This is a genomic window from Dactylosporangium sp. NPDC049525 (assembly GCF_040676755.1).
Lineage (GTDB): Bacteria > Actinomycetota > Actinomycetes > Mycobacteriales > Micromonosporaceae > Dactylosporangium.
In genome coordinates, this window is sequence record NZ_JBFAPO010000039.1 from 1 (window position 1) to 14,645 (window position 14,645).

General features: G+C 69.9%; 13 protein-coding genes. 2 read left to right on the forward strand and 11 right to left on the reverse strand.

Annotated elements, in window-relative coordinates; all coding sequences use genetic code 11:
* Window positions 1–169 precede the first annotated feature (169 nt).
* The 8 genes from AB0K00_RS38540 to AB0K00_RS38575 all read right to left on the reverse strand — a co-directional run bounded on the left by AB0K00_RS38540 (window position 170) and on the right by AB0K00_RS38575 (window position 7,233).
* On the reverse strand, window positions 170–451 hold the full coding sequence (locus AB0K00_RS38540; protein ID WP_363531377.1) for a GlsB/YeaQ/YmgE family stress response membrane protein: 282 nt from the start codon (window positions 449–451) through the stop codon (window positions 170–172).
* Between the two features lie 69 nt (window positions 452–520).
* A complete protein-coding gene (locus AB0K00_RS38545) occupies window positions 521–973 on the reverse strand; it encodes an NUDIX hydrolase (RefSeq protein ID WP_363531380.1) in 453 nt (150 codons plus the stop codon).
* Between the two features lie 41 nt (window positions 974–1,014).
* The gene (gene lepA / locus AB0K00_RS38550) at window positions 1,015–2,892 is read right to left on the reverse strand and encodes a translation elongation factor 4 (protein ID WP_363531383.1); all 1,878 of its coding nucleotides are present in this window, start codon (window positions 2,890–2,892) and stop codon (window positions 1,015–1,017) included.
* A gap of 143 nt (window positions 2,893–3,035) precedes the next feature.
* On the reverse strand, window positions 3,036–3,590 hold the full coding sequence (locus AB0K00_RS38555) for a YbjN domain-containing protein (RefSeq protein WP_363531386.1): 555 nt from the start codon (window positions 3,588–3,590) through the stop codon (window positions 3,036–3,038).
* Between the two features lie 170 nt (window positions 3,591–3,760).
* Window positions 3,761–4,393: a hypothetical protein gene (locus tag AB0K00_RS38560; RefSeq protein WP_363531388.1), complete on the reverse strand. Its 633-nt coding sequence runs from the start codon at window positions 4,391–4,393 to the stop codon at window positions 3,761–3,763.
* A complete protein-coding gene (locus AB0K00_RS38565) occupies window positions 4,381–4,782 on the reverse strand; it encodes a thioesterase family protein (protein ID WP_363531391.1) in 402 nt (133 codons plus the stop codon). Before AB0K00_RS38565 ends, AB0K00_RS38560 begins: the two co-directional genes overlap by 13 nt.
* A gap of 1 nt (window position 4,783) precedes the next feature.
* Window positions 4,784–6,463 (reverse strand): energy-dependent translational throttle protein EttA, encoded by a 1,680-nt coding sequence (ettA, locus tag AB0K00_RS38570; protein WP_363531393.1) that lies wholly within the window; start codon window positions 6,461–6,463, stop codon window positions 4,784–4,786.
* 80 nt (window positions 6,464–6,543) lie between these two features.
* Window positions 6,544–7,233, reverse strand: coding sequence for a hypothetical protein (locus AB0K00_RS38575; protein WP_363531396.1), 690 nt, complete (start codon window positions 7,231–7,233; stop codon window positions 6,544–6,546).
* Between the two features lie 5 nt (window positions 7,234–7,238).
* Here AB0K00_RS38575 and AB0K00_RS38580 point away from each other — a divergent pair, with 5 nt between their 5' ends.
* Entirely contained in the window at window positions 7,239–8,639 is a 1,401-nt protein-coding gene (locus AB0K00_RS38580) for a trehalose-6-phosphate synthase (protein WP_363531399.1), read from the forward strand.
* Window positions 8,640–8,732: 93 nt separating this feature from the next.
* Window positions 8,733–11,285, forward strand: a complete 2,553-nt coding sequence (gene otsB / locus AB0K00_RS38585) for a trehalose-phosphatase (RefSeq protein WP_363531402.1) — start codon at window positions 8,733–8,735, stop codon at window positions 11,283–11,285.
* A gap of 102 nt (window positions 11,286–11,387) precedes the next feature.
* Here otsB and cobA read toward each other — a convergent pair whose 3' ends face one another.
* From cobA to cobC, 3 genes are read right to left on the reverse strand one after another with little or no spacing between them, the layout of a single operon-like run.
* Window positions 11,388–12,593 carry a uroporphyrinogen-III C-methyltransferase gene (cobA, locus tag AB0K00_RS38590; RefSeq protein ID WP_363531405.1) on the reverse strand — a complete coding sequence of 402 codons (1,206 nt, stop codon included), beginning with the start codon at window positions 12,591–12,593 and terminating at the stop codon, window positions 11,388–11,390.
* Entirely contained in the window at window positions 12,590–13,633 is a 1,044-nt protein-coding gene (cobT, locus tag AB0K00_RS38595) for a nicotinate-nucleotide--dimethylbenzimidazole phosphoribosyltransferase (RefSeq protein WP_363531408.1), read from the reverse strand. The genes cobA and cobT overlap by 4 nt, the downstream gene beginning before the upstream one ends.
* A 2-nt stretch (window positions 13,634–13,635) precedes the next feature.
* A complete protein-coding gene (cobC, locus tag AB0K00_RS38600; protein WP_363531410.1) occupies window positions 13,636–14,637 on the reverse strand; it encodes an Rv2231c family pyridoxal phosphate-dependent protein CobC in 1,002 nt (333 codons plus the stop codon).
* Between the last annotated feature and the right edge of the window lie 8 nt (window positions 14,638–14,645).

Genomic DNA, 14,645 nt, shown 5'->3' on the forward strand with positions numbered 1-14,645 from the left:
GGCCGGTTGCGGTGACACGACCTGCGGTCGTGAACAGGCCCGCAGCCGTGAACGGCCGCGACACGACCTCCGGTCGTGACACAAACGTCGTGACGGGCACAGCGAAAGGCCCCCAGTCCGGGGAGGCTGGGGGCCTTTCGCTGTGGTGCGGGTGTTCGTGGTGCGGGTGTTACAGGGTGCTGCGGCGACCGCGACCCATCACACCGACCACGAGGGCCACGCCGATGGCAGCGACGATCACCTGAACCAGGAGCTCGCCCCAGTCGACACCCGGGGTGTCGGTGGAGATGCCGATGGCGTTCGCGATGACGGTGCCGAGCAGGGCGGCGATCACGCCGATCACCATGGTCAGCCAGATTGGGATGTTCTGGCGGCCGGGGACAACCAGCCGCCCGAGCGCACCGACGATTAGGCCGACGATCAGTGCGGTGATGATTCCGGTGACAGTCACGGGGGTCCTCCTTCAGAGCCTCAACCAGGGGGTCTTGCAGTTGCGGTTGCGCTCTTATTGCCCGTGACGTCAGGGGACCAAACGCCCCGCTGATCGACGAACTTCGCGTATCGCCGACTCCATGGTGGAAAACGCGAGAGGTGGCGGATCGGACAGCGGCACCCAGGCGTGCTCGGTGCCCTCGGCCGGGTCGAGGGTGATGGTGGCGCCCTGCGGCAGGGCGGCGAGCCAGAAGCAGTCCAGGACGGGCAGCGGCTCGTCCTGGAACTCGTAGGTGCCGATCCACATGCCGACGAAGGCGCCGAGCTGGATGTCGATGCCGAGCTCCTCGCGGGCCTCGCGGACGGCGGCGTCCCGCGGGTGCTCCCAGCCGTCGCAGAAGCCCCCTGGGAGGTCCCACCAGCCCTGCTGGGGCGGGCGGGCACGGCGGATCACCAGGAAGCGCCCGTCGTCGACGATGATGGCGGTGCCGGTCGGGCGGGGATTGACGTAGACGGCGTAACCGCAGGCGGCGCATGCCACCGGCGGAGCGTCCGTGGACGCCCCGCAGCGGGGGCAGTGCGTCACTTCTTCGGCTTGTCCGAGGTGGGTGCGTCCGACGTCGACAGGGCGGCGATGAACGCCTCCTGCGGCACCTCGACGCGGCCGACCATCTTCATCCGCTTCTTGCCTTCCTTCTGCTTCTCCAGCAGCTTGCGCTTGCGGCTGATGTCACCGCCGTAGCACTTGGCGAGGACGTCCTTGCGGATGGCGCGGATCGTCTCGCGGGCGATGATCCGGCTGCCGATGGCGGCCTGGATCGGCACCTCGAACTGCTGGCGCGGGATGAGCTTCTGCAGCTTGCCCGCGATCGTGACGCCGTAGTTGTACGCCTTGTCCTTGTGCACGATCGAGCTGAACGCGTCCACCGGCTCGCCGTGCAGCAGGATGTCGACCTTCACCAGGTCGGAGGCCTGCTCGCCGCTGGGCTCGTAATCCAGGCTGGCGTAGCCCTTGGTGCGGCTCTTCAGCTGGTCGAAGAAGTCATAGATGATCTCACCGAGCGGCAGCGTGTAGCGCAGCTCGACCCGGTCGGCGGACAGGTAGTCCATGCCGAGCAGGACGCCCCGGCGGCCCTGGCACAGCTCCATGACCGCACCGACGAAGTCGTTGGGGGTCAGCACCGTCGCCCGGACGGTCGGCTCGAAGATCTCGCCGGTCTTGCCGTCGGGGAACTCGCTGGGGTTGGTGACCGCGACCTCGGTGCCGTCGGTGGTGATCACCCGGTAGACCACGTTGGGCGCGGTGGAGATCAGGTCGAGGTTGAACTCCCGCTCCAGGCGCTCCTGGATGATCTCCAGGTGCAGCAGGCCGAGGAAGCCGCAGCGGAAGCCGAAGCCCAGCGCGAGGCTGGTCTCCGGCTCGTACACCAGGGCGGCGTCGTTGAGCTTGAGCTTGTCCAGGGCGTCGCGCAGCAGCGGGTAGTCCGAGCCGTCGATCGGGTAGAGCCCCGAGTAGACCATCGGCTTCGGGTCCTTGTAGCCGCCAAGCGCCTCGGTGGCCGGCTTGGCGTTGATGGTGACCGTGTCACCGACCCGGGACTGGCGCACGTCCTTCACGCCGGTGATGAGGTAGCCCACCTCGCCGGCGCCCAGGCCGTCGCTCTTGATCGGCTCGGGCGAGATGACGCCGATCTCCAGCAGCTCGTGCACCGCGCCGGTCGACATCATCTTGATCTTGTCGCGGGCGCCGAGCCGTCCGTCGACGACGCGGACGTAGGTGACCACGCCGCGGTACACGTCATACACCGAGTCGAAGATCATCGCGCGGGCCGCGCCGGTGTTGCCGGGCAGCGGCTCGGGCAGCTGCCGCACGATCTCGTCGAGCAGGTGCGACACGCCGACGCCGGTCTTGCCCGACACGCGCAGGCAGTCGTCGGGGTCACAGCCGATGAGGTGCGCCAGCTCCTCGGCGTACTTCTCGGGCTGCGCGGCCGGCAGGTCGATCTTGTTGAGCACCGGGATGATCGTCATGTCGTTCTCGAGCGCGAGATACAGGTTCGCCAGGGTCTGCGCCTCGATGCCCTGGGCCGCGTCGACGAGCAGCACGGCGCCCTCGCAGGCGGCCAGGCTGCGGGAGACCTCATAGGTGAAGTCCACGTGGCCCGGGGTGTCGATCATGTTGAGCACGAACTGCTGGCCGCTCAGGTCGCCCTCGCGGACCACCCACGGCATGCGCACGGCCTGGCTCTTGATGGTGATGCCGCGCTCGCGCTCGATGTCCATGCGGTCGAGATACTGCGCCCGCATCTGCCGCGCGTCGACCACCTCGGTGAGCTGCAACATCCGGTCGGCCAGCGTCGACTTGCCGTGGTCGATGTGCGCGATGATGCAGAAGTTGCGGATCCGGTCCGGCACGGTGGCTCCGGGACGGTTCACGCCGGGGTCGTTCGTCGGTGGCACAGGCGTCCGTTCTCCATGAGGCGGGGGATCAGGGCTCTATCGTCCCACGTCCGAGGATCTCCTCGAAGCGCCCGCCTCCTGCAGCCGGTACGAAGCCCCGCCGTTATCGGACTTGTCCGGATAAGGCGGGGCATACAGCACCGTCAGAGCAGTGCGCCCTCGTCGTGGAGCCAGTCGACGAACCCCATCGCGACGACGGCCGCGCAGTCGACGAGTTCGGCGATCAGCTCCGGGTGGGCGCCGGACAGCAGCGGCACCTGCATCTCGGCGTAGATCGGGAGTTGGCCGCGGTCGGTGGGGTCACCGACATATGCCTTGTAGAAGCGGCGCGTGTGGTTCCACTCGTTGACCACCCGGTAGGAGCGGTCGGCCCAGTCCGGCGGCACCGTGGCGTGCGGCCTGGCACGGACGACCAGGATCTCGTCCGACGGTCCCTCGAGGGCGAACAGCACGGCGTGGCGCTCCCACAGCGCCAGAAGGCTGCCATCCCCATCGGTCAGGTATCGAATCTCAAGCTGCTCGAGGGCCTCAGCGACCCTCAGCAACGTCACCGGTGCGATGACGCCCGCACCCACGTCCGGGGTCCCGTCGCACACCGCGTCGGTCACCGGAGTCGGCTCCTCCCGTGCCAGCTGCGCGACGGTCGTGTCGGTCTGCGACCCGTCCGTCTGCTCGGCACGCCATGGCCACTTTGGCATGTCTCCGCGCTCCCTAGCTCCCCCGTGGCCTCCACCCGCAATAGCAGTCCGTCGCCAAACGATTTCGCTCGGCGGTGGACCCGAAAGAGGACGGTACCCGTTCGGACGAGTTTCAGCAGCCCCCAATTTCACCCCCGCCCCACCCGTTCGGGTGAGGGTCTTACCACCGTCTATCCGATGAGGAGAGTCTTGGCAGCACGATGCCAGGCAGAGCCATATGCGCAGGCCAGAGCCGTCCATGGACCCAATTTCCGAACATCGACAAAGTCTCGTGCAGCTGCACGGTCGCTTATCGTGAACCCCATTCGCACGACCGCCTGCACGAGCCGCTGCGGTATCTCGACGCGTTCTCCGGCGGCGGTCGTCACGACGATCGGCACATGATCCAGAAGTGCCTCCCGGAGCACCCTCGACCCGACCGCGCGACCCCCGACACCCTCCGCCGCGGCGGTCCGCAACGTGTCCGCGGCGGCCGCCCCGACGCGCCGGATGTCGGCACCCGGGATCCGCTCCACGACGGTCCCGGGACCCCCAGGGATGGACCAATGCCACTCGCTGTCCCGAAGAGTGGGAAGATCGCCATCGAGGCACGTCAGGAGCTCGCGGGCTAGGACGGTGTGATCGCCGTCGACGCGTCCGGGTACGCCACGGCTCACCAGGATGCCCCACGGCAGGTGTGACCAGAGGGTGACGTGCTCGTCACCGGCCGGCCGCAGCCGGACCACCGCACCGGCGTCCAGACGGACCGCCCGGGCCACGAAGGCCCGGGCGTCCGCGGCGCCGAGATCGTTCAGCCAAGCCACGGGGACAGGAACTCGCGCTCGACGTCCTTCACCCGGCGGGGCCGGCCGGCGGCCAGGTCGAAGGGCACGCAGACGGTCCTCGCGCGGGAGGCGACCGCGTCACCGTCGAAGAGCTCGTAGGCGACGGTCAATCGACTCGCCTTGATCTCCTCCAGCCACAGCTCGATGCGCACGGGATCGCCGTAGTCGATGGGACGCAGGTAGTCGATCTCATGACGTGAGATGACGATGCCGTCCTCGAACGTCTGCAGCCCGGCCGCCTTCGCCGCGGTGAACATCAATGCCACGCGCGCCTCCTCGTACAGGGTGAGGAAGCGCGCGTTGTTGACATGCCCGTACGCGTCCAGGTCGGACCAGCGCAGGGCGCAGTGGTAGATGAAGCGGGCCACTTCAGTCGCGGGTGAGCTTGCGGTAGGTGACGCTGTGCGGGCGCGCCGCCTCCTGGCCCAGGCGGTCGACCTTGTTCTTCTCGTAGGACTCGAAGTTGCCCTCGAACCAGAACCACTTGGCCGGGTCCTTCTCGTCGCCCTCCCAGGCGAGGATGTGGGTCGCGACCCGGTCCAGGAACATCCGGTCGTGGGAGATGACCACGGCACAGCCGGGGAACTCCAGCAGCCCGTTCTCCAGCGACGACAGCGTCTCCACGTCGAGGTCGTTGGTCGGCTCGTCGAGCAGCAGCACGTTGCCGCCGATCTTCAGCGTCAGCGCCAGGTTGAGCCGGTTGCGCTCGCCGCCGGACAGGACCTTGGTCGGCTTCTGCTGGTCGGGACCCTTGAAGCCGAACGCCGCGACATACGCCCGGGACGGCATCTCGACCTTGCCGACCATGAGGTGGTCGAGGCCGTCGGAGACGACCTCCCAGACCGTCTTGTCGCCGTCGAGGCCGGAGCGGTTCTGGTCGACGTAGGACAGCTTGACCGTCTCACCGACCCGGACCTGGCCGGCGTCGGGCTGCTCCAGCCCGACGATGGTCTTGAACAGCGTGGTCTTGCCCACACCGTTGGGCCCGATGATGCCGACGATGCCGTTGCGCGGCAGCGAGAACGACAGGTTCTCGATCAGCACGCCCCGCTCGTCGAAGCCCTTGAGCAGGTCCTTGGTCTCGATGACCAGGTTGCCCAGGCGCGGGCCCGGCGGGATCTGGATCTCCTCGAAGTCCAGCTTGCGGGTCTTCTCGGCCTCGTTGGCCATCTCCTCGTAGCGCTCGAGGCGGGCCTTGGACTTCGTCTGCCGGGCCTTGGCGTTGGAGCGGACCCACTCCAGCTCCTCGGTGAGGCGCTTCTGCAGCTTCTGGTCCTTGCGGCCGGAGATCGCCAGCCGCTGGGCCTTCTTCTCCAGGTAGGTCGAGTAGTTGCCCTGGTAGCCGTGGACCTGGCCGCGGTCGACCTCGGCGATCCACTCGGCCACGTGGTCCAGGAAATACCGGTCGTGGGTGACGGCGAGCACGGCGCCGGCGTACTTCTGCAGGTGCTGCTCCAGCCAGCTGACGCTCTCCGCGTCCAGGTGGTTGGTGGGCTCGTCGAGCAGCAGCAGGTCGGGCGCCTCGAGCAGCAGCTTGCACAGCGCGACGCGGCGGCGCTCACCACCGGACAGCGTGGTGACGTCGGCGTCCGGCGGCGGGCAGCGCAGCGCGTCCATGGCCAGGGCGAGGGCCGAGTCGATGTCCCACGCGTCGGCGTGGTCGAGCTCCTCCTGGAGCTGGCCCATCTCCTCCATCAGCGCGTCGGAGTAGTCGGTCGCCATGATCTCGGCGATCTCGTTGAACCGGGCGAGCTTCGCCTTGGTCCCCGCGACGGCCTCCTCGATGTTGCCGAGGACGGTCTTGGTCTCGTTGAGCGGCGGCTCCTGCAGCAGCATGCCCACGGTGTAGCCGGGCATGAGCCGGGCCTCACCGTTGCTCGGCTTGTCGAGCCCCGCCATGATCTTGAGCAGGCTCGACTTGCCGGCGCCGTTCGGGCCGACCACACCGATCTTCGCGCCGGGCAGGAACGACAGCGTGACGTTGTCGAGCACGACCTTGTCGCCGTGCGCCTTGCGCGCCTTCTCGAGCACGTAGATGTACTGAGCCACGGTGCGCCCCTACCTCCGGTAAGTCTGTGTTCGCGTCGGGTCAATCTTTCCAGGCCCAGGGCCGGCACCCAAATCGGGCGTCACTTCTTGGGCAGGGACTCCTTCACGTCCTCGGTGAAGTTCTGGTCGCCGGTGACCACGAGCTTGTCCCGGGACAGGGCGTACTTGGTGCCGCCGTTGCTCGCCACGTACTTGTCGTCCCCGGCCACGCTGACGTTGCCGCCGCCGAGCAGCAGCCCGTTCTCGCCGTCGACCGGCGTCTCGCCGGCGCCGCCGTTGTAGAAGCTCTTGCGCTTGTCGTGGCCCTGATACCACAGCCCCTGGCCGTCGGCCTCCAGGCAGACCCAGGCCTCGCGCTTGTCCGTGCGGATGAACAACTGCAAGGTCAGCGGCGTGGCGGCGTTGCCGTCGCGGCGCTTGACGGCGGTCTCGATGAAGCTCGGGCACCGGTCGGCGACGGGCGTCGTGGCACCCTGGCTCGTCACGGAAACGGCCGGTCGTGGAGACTGACCGTTACCCGCGTTCGACTTAGGATCATCAATGTCTCGACGTCCCAGCACGAAACCGAACAATGCACCGATGACGGTCAGGATCAGCAGGGCGAGCAGGACGACGGTGAGCGTCCGGCCCCGCTCGGGCTCGGCGTAGGCATCGTGCGAGGACATGCCCAGCAGGATCGCACCTGTGAGCCAGCCCGCTGCATGCTGCCGGGCAGCTTCGAGGATCAGTAGGCTGAAAGTACGAGGGTGGATCACCCAGGGGGAGGACACGACACGTGGCTGGCAACAGTGCATTCGTGGTGGTCGCCAATCGACTGCCGGTCGACAAGGTCGTCGGACCGGACGGCGAGGTCAGCTTCCGCAGGAGCCCGGGAGGCCTGGTCACCGCACTGGAGCCGGTGCTCCAGCAGCGCAACGGCACATGGGTGGGCTGGTCGGGCGGCACCGGCGACTCGCAGCTTCCGGAGGAGACGTTCGAGGCCGGCGGGGTGAAGCTGCACCCGGTCGCGCTCAGCGCGGGTGAGGTCGAGCGGTATTACGAGGGCTTCTCCAACTCCAGCCTGTGGCCGCTCTACCACGACGCCGTGGAGACGCCGATCTTCAAGCGACGATGGTGGGAGTCGTACCGCCTGGTCAACGAGCGGTTCACCAAGGCCGTCGCCGACGACGCGGCACCCGGCGCCACCGTCTGGATCCAGGACTACCAGTTGCAGCTCGTGCCGGCACTGTTGCGCGAGACCCGACCCGATCTCAAGATCGGGTTTTTTCTGCACATCCCATTTCCCCCGGTCGAACTGTTCATGCAACTACCCCGCCGGGCGGAAGTTCTCAAGGGTCTGCTCGGTGCCGATCTGGTTGGTTTCCAACGGCCACTCGGCGCGCAGAACTTCGTCCAACTGTCCCGACATCTGCTGGGCACCAGGGTGCGGCGCGGCGTCGTGGAGTGGGAGGGCCGCACGGTGCGGGCCGAGGCCTTCCCGATCTCCATCGACGTCGAGGAGATGGAGCGACTCGCCGCTTCACCGGAAGTGCAGGCCAGGGCCAAGGCGATCAGGACGGAGCTGGGTGAGCCCAAGACCATCATCCTCGGGGTGGACCGGTTGGACTACACCAAGGGGATCGAGCGGAGGCTGAAGGCCTTCCGCGAATTGTTGTCGGATGGACGACTCACGGCGCCGGATACGGTGATGGTACAAGTGGCTACGCCGAGTCGGGAGCGGGTTGAGCACTACCAGACCCTGCGGGTGAACGTTGAACGTGAGGTCGGGCGGATCAATGGGGAGTACGGACGAGTTGGCCAACCGGCCGTGCACTATCTCCATCAGTCGTACAGTCGGGCTGAGTTGGCCGCGCTGTACGTCGCGGCCGACGTCATGATGGTGACTCCGTTGAGGGACGGCATGAATCTCGTGGCCAAGGAGTATGTCGGCGCCCGCGCCGACGACGGCGGCGCTCTCGTGCTGTCGGAGTTCGCCGGTGCGGCGGCCGAGCTGCGTCAGGCATTCCTGTGCAATCCACACGACCTCGACGGGGTGAAAGACGCACTCATGCGCGCGATCCACGTCGACCCGGTCGAAGGGCGCAAACGGATGCATGCTATGCATTCCCACCTGCGCTCACACGACGTCCGCGCCTGGGCGGACGCCTTTCTCGACGCTCTCGGTGCAGCATCTTGACCATCATGTTGACCACCACACGCCCGCCTTTGCACCGCCGTGTGCACGTCAATCGCTCAAACGACCTCCATCGCTCCCACGAACAGGCCGGACATGAACCAACACTCGGCGACAGGCAGCGTCCTCTCGCTCGACCCGGACCTCCGCGCGGCGGTGCTGCGCGTCGCCCGCGTGCCGAACCTCCTGGTGGCATGTGACTACGACGGCACACTCGCGCCTATCGTCGCCGACCCAACGAAGGCGACACCCAGTCCAGAATCCGTAGCCGCCGTCCGCGCGTTGTCCTCGTTGCCGCAGACAACCGTCGGCGTGATCTCCGGTCGCGCGCTGCGCGACCTTGCCGCACTGTCGCGCCTCCCCGCCGAGGTGCGACTGGTCGGCAGCCACGGCTCCGAGTTCGACGTCGGATACGTCGACGAGCTGCCGCCGGAGCGCCAGCAGCGCCGTGCGGAGCTGCATGCGGCGCTCAACGCGATCTGCCGGGACCAGCCGGGCGTCCGCCTGGAGGCGAAGCCGGCCAGCGTCGCGGTGCACACCCGCGCGGCGCCGCGTGACGTCGCCGGGCGGGTCTTCGACGCCGTCCGCAGCGGTGCGGCCCTGTGGCCCGACATCGAGGTGACCACCGGCAAGGAGGTCATCGAGCTGTCGGTGGTGCCGACCGACAAGGGTCTCGCCGTCGATGCGTTGCGGATGCAGGTCTCGGCGAGCGCCATCGTCTATCTCGGCGACGACGCGACCGACGAGAAGGCGTTCGCCCACCTGCACGGGCCCGACCTCGGCATCAAGGTCGGCCCTGGCGAGACGCAGGCCCGCTTCAGCATCACCGACGCCGAGGTGGCCGTGGGCGTGCTGGAGCTGCTGCTGCACACCCGGCGGCGCTGGCTCTTCGGCGAGCAGGCGGTGCCGATCGAGCGGCACTCGATGCTGTCCAACACGCACACCGTCGCCCTGCTCACACCCGCCGCCCGGGTCACCTGGCTGTGCCACCCGAAGCCGGACTCCGGCGCCGTCTTCGCCGACCTGCTCGGCGACACCGCGGCGGGCCACTTCACGGTCCAGCCGGAGCGCGGCGGCATCCCGCTCGGCCAGCGGTACCGGCCGGGCACCATGACCGTGGAGACCCGCTGGTCGGGTCTGACGGTCACCGACTGGCTCGACCACCACCCGACCGGCAACTCGCTCATCCGGGTGCTGTCGGGCAGCTCACGGGCCCGGATCGACTTCGTGCCGCGGCCCGACTTCGGCCAGGTGCACATCCGGCTGCAGCCGATCGGCGACGAGGGCCTGCTGGTGCTCGGCTCCAACGAGCCGATCGTGCTCTACTCCCCCGGCATCAGCTGGGAGATCAGCTCCGACGGGCACAGCGACCTGGCCCGCGCGACGGTCGACCTCAGCGCCACCGGCGGCAGCGCCATGCTGGAGCTGCGGCTGGGCACCGACTCGATCGACCCGCCGCAGGAGCGTGCCGAGGACCGGCAGGTCACGGCGGAGGCCGCGTGGCGGGACTGGTCCGACGCGCTGAAGCTGCCGTCGGTCGCCCGCGACCTGGTCAAGCGCAGCGCGCTCACGCTGCGCGGGCTGTGGCACAAGCCGACCGGGGCGATCCTGGCCGCGGCGACGTCCTCGCTGCCGGAGGAGGTCGGCGGGTCCCGCAACTGGGACTACCGGTACTGCTGGCTGCGCGACGCGTCGCTGACCGCCAAGGCCCTCGTCGACCTCGGATCCACCGAGGAGGCCGAGTCGCTGCTGCGGTGGACGCTGAAGGTCGCCGACAACACCGACGGGCACCCGGAGCGGCTCCACCCGCTGTACACGCTCGACGGCACCGAGCTCGGCCCGGAGGCCGTCATCGAGGCGCTGCCGGGCTACGCGGGCTCCCGCCCGGTGCGGGTCGGCAATGCCGCCAACGGCCAGGTGCAGCTCGACGTGTTCGGCCCGGTCGCCGACCTGGTGACCACCCTCGCCGAGCTCCGCCCGCCGGAGGCCGGCGACTTCGCCCTCATGGAGGCGATGGTCGAGGCCGTCGAGCGGCGCTGGCACGAGCCGGACCACGGCATCTGGGAGGCGCGCCGGCGGCCCCGGCACTACGTCTACTCGAAGGTCATGTGCTGGATGACCGTCGACCGCGGCGTCCAGCTCTTCGAACGGGCCGGCCGGCCGGTGCCGGAGGCGTGGCGGGCGCTGCGCACCACCATCGCCGAGAACGTGCTGGACAAGGGCTGGGACGAGAAGCTCGGCGCCTACACCGTCGCCTACGGCTACGACGAGATGGACGCGTCGGTGCTGTGGATCGGGCTGTCCGGCCTGCTCGCCGACGACGACCCGCGGTTCCTCGCCACGGTCCTGGCGGTCGAGGCGGACCTGCGCGAAGGCCCGACGGTGTACCGCTACCGCTGGGACGACGGCCTGCCTGGCGTCGAGGGCGGCTTCCACCTCTGCACCACGTGGATGATCGAGGCGTACCTGCGCACCGGCCGCCGAGCCGACGCGGAGGAGCTGTTCGCCCAGTTCATCGAGTGCGCCGGCCCGACGGGCCTGCTGCCGGAGGAGTACGACCCCCTGACGGAGCGCGCCCTGGGCAACCACCCGCAGGCGTATTCGCACCTGGGGCTGATCCGCTGCGCGCTGGAGCTGGACCGCTCCTGAGCGCTGTGAGGGGGCGCCCTTTCCGGGGCGCCCCTTTTCACGTGGTGAGGGCGTCTTTCACGTGGTAACGGCGTCCACTTTTACGTGGTGAGGGCGTCCACTTCACGTGGTGAGGGCGTCCACGACCGGCCCGACGACGATGACCGCCGGCGGGCGCAGCGCCGCTTCCTTGACCGCGTCGGCGACCGTGGACAGCTGCGCGCGCACGACCCGCTGGTCGCGGGTCGTGCCCTCCTGGATCACCGCGACCGGCGTGTCGGGCGCGCGGCCGTGCTCCTGCAGGACGGCGGCGATCGCCGGCAGGTTCTTCAGGCCCATCAGGATGCTCAGCGTGCCCCGCAGCCGCGCCAGGGCCGGCCAGTTGACCAGCGACTCGGGGTGTGCCGGGGCGAGGTGCCCGGAGACGACCGTGAACTCGTGCGCCAGCCCCCGGTGGGTGATCGGGATGCCGGCCGCCGAGGGGACCGCGATCGAGCTGCTGATGCCGGGCACGACGCTCACCGGTACACCGGCCGCCACGCAGGCCAGGAGCTCTTCGCCGCCACGTCCGAAGACATACGGGTCGCCGCCCTTGAGCCGGACCACGAACTTGCCCTGCCGGGCCCGGTCCACCAGGACCCGGTTGATCTCCTCCTGCGCGGCCGACGGGCCGTAGGGGATCTTCGAGGCGTCGAACAGCTCGACCTCGGGCCGCAGCTCGTCCAGCAGCAGCCCGGCGGCGAGCCGGTCGATGACCACCACGTCGGCGGCGGCGAGGAGTCGGCGGCCCCGGACCGTCAGCAGCTCCGGGTCGCCGGGGCCGGAGCCGACCAGCGCGACCCGGCCGGGGCCGGCCTCGGGCGGGATCGCGGCCACGATCGCGCCGGCGGCGAGCTGCTCGCCGATCGCGTCGCGGACGGCGACGGAGCGGGCCGGGTCGCCGCCGCCGAGCACGGCGACGGTCACCGGACCCTGCCGGGTCACCGCCGGGGTCCAGGCGGTCGCGGCGTGCCGGTCGTCGGCGCGCACGCAGAAGACCCGGCGGGCCGCGGCGAGCTCGCTGATCGTGGCCGCCGCGGCGGTGTCGCTGACCGCCACGTGGACCAGCCACGCGTCGTCGATGTCGGCGGGCTCGAAGCGCCGGGCGCGCCAGGTGACCCGGCCGGCGTCGACGTGCGCCTGCAGGGCGGGGGTGATGTGGGGTGACACCAGCACGACGTCCGCGGCCGCGTCGAGCAGCGCGGGAACGCGCCTGGTGGCCACGGCACCGCCGCCGACCACCAGGACACGCAAACCTTCGAGCACCAGACCGAGGGGGTATGGGTTCACTTGTGGGCAACTCCAGCTGAGTCGAAAGTGGCTACCTCGTGCAGGACGCGGACAGCACTGGCCACGATCGGCAGCGCCAGGACGGCGCCGGTGCCCTCGCCCAGGCGCAGGCCCAGGTCGACGAGCGGTTCCAGCTCAAGATAGCTGAGCGCGACGCTGGCGCCGGGCTCGGCCGACCGGTGCCCGGCGACCATGGCCGCGGTGCAGGCGGGTGCGAGCGCGGCGGCGGCGAGGGCGGCCGACGCGGCGATGACACCGTCGATGATCACGGGGATGCGCAGCGCCGCGGCCCGCAGGATGTAGCCGACGAGGGCGGCGTGCTCCAGGCCGCCGACCGCGGCGAGGATGTCGATCGGGTCCTCGGCGTGCAGCGCGACGACCGCGGATGTGACGACCGCCACCTTCCGGGCGTGGGTCTCGCTGTCGATGCCGGTGCCGAGGCCGGTCACGGCGGCCGGGTCGGCGTGCGTGAACGCCGCGATCAGGGCCGCCGACGGGGTGGTGTTGGCGATGCCCATGTCGCCGGTCAGCAGCACCTTCGCGCCCTTGTCGACCAGTGACTGGGCGATCTCGATGCCGACCTCGACGGCCTGCAGCGCCTCCTCGCGGGTCATCGCCGGCTCGACGCTGAGGTCGCGGGTGCCGGCGCGGACCTTGCGCAGCTCGAGGCCCGGGGCGGGGTCGAGGGCGCTCTTCACGCCGACGTCGACGACGGTGACGCTCGCGCCGCACTGCCGGGCGAACGCGTTGACGACCGCGCCGCCGGCCAGGAAGTTGGCGACCATCTGCCCGGTGACCTCCTGCGGCCACGGCGTCACACCCTGCGCGTGCACGCCGTGGTCGCCGGCGAAGATCGCCAGCGCGGCCGGCTCCGGGATGGGCGGCGGGCACGTGCCGGCCAGCCCGGCGAGGCGGACCGCCAGCATCTCCAGCACGCCGAGCGAACCCGGCGGCTTCGTCAGCCTTGCCTGCAGCGCCCTGGCCGCCGCGATCGCCTCGTCGTCCAGCGGCCGGATCGCCGCGAGTGTCTCCGTAAGCATGCTCACCCTCCCAGTACGTTCGACAACACCGCGACGAACGCGTCACTCGTGGCAGTGTCCCGCACCGCAATACGTAACCAGTCCTGGCCCAGTCCCGGGAACGTTTCGCCACGTCGCACCGCGAAGCCGTGCGCCCGCAGGTCCTCGCGGACCTTCGTGCCATCGGCGATCCTGATCAGCACGAACGAGCTGCGGGGTACACCCGCCACCTCGACGCCCATCCGGCGCAGCGCGGCGACGAGATGGTCACGGTCCGCGGTGAGCCGCTCGGCGATCTCGCGCTCGGTCCGCACGGCCCGCGGTGACGCGCACGCGACGGCGGCGGCGAGCGCGGGGGTGGAGACGCTCCACAGCGGCGCGTGGCGGTTGAGCTCGGCGAGCAGGTCGCGGGGGCCGAGGACGTAGCCGATGCGCAGGCCGGCAAGCCCCCAGGTCTTGGTCAGGCTGCGGATGACGACGACCTCGCGGTTGCCGGTGAGGGTCTCGGGCTCGCCGGGGATCGTGTCGGCGAACGCCTCATCGACGACGACCGTCCGGCCGGGCCTCGCCCAGGCGGCGATCCGCTCGGATTGATGCAGACAAGAGGTTGGATTGGTGGGATTTCCGACGACGACGAGATCCGCCGATTCCGGCGGATCTTTCAGCGTGAATCCGTCCTCGGCGTCCAGCAGCAGCCGGTCCACCGCGTGCCCGGCGGTCAGCAGCGCGCTCTCCGGCTCGGTGAACTGCGGGTGCACCACCACCGCGTGCCGGGGCCGCAGCGCCTGCGCCAGCAGCGTGAACGCCTGCGCCGCCCCGGCGGTCAGCAGCACCTCGTCCGCCGGCCGCCCGTGCCGCGCCGCGATCGCCGCGGTCGCCTCCGCCGGATCCGGGTATCGCGCGAGGTGCGCCAGGGACGCCGCGATCGGGGCCGTGAGCCACGACGGCGGCGTCTCCTGTCGCACATTGACCGCCAGGTCGACCAGACCGGGCGCGACCTCGGCATCGCCGTGGAACCGCAGCATCAGGCGAT

Bases quoted from the DNA above. Each gene is read 5' to 3' on its own strand.
- cobT (WP_363531408.1), bottom strand. From the start codon at position 13,633: ATGCTTACGGAGACACTCGCGGCGATCCGGCCGCTGGACGACGAGGCG.
- cobC (WP_363531410.1), bottom strand. From the start codon at position 14,637: ATGCTGCGGTTCCACGGCGATGCCGAGGTCGCGCCCGGTCTGGTCGAC.
- AB0K00_RS38555 (WP_363531386.1), bottom strand. From the start codon at position 3,590: ATGCCAAAGTGGCCATGGCGTGCCGAGCAGACGGACGGGTCGCAGACC.
- otsB (WP_363531402.1), top strand. From the start codon at position 8,733: ATGAACCAACACTCGGCGACAGGCAGCGTCCTCTCGCTCGACCCGGAC.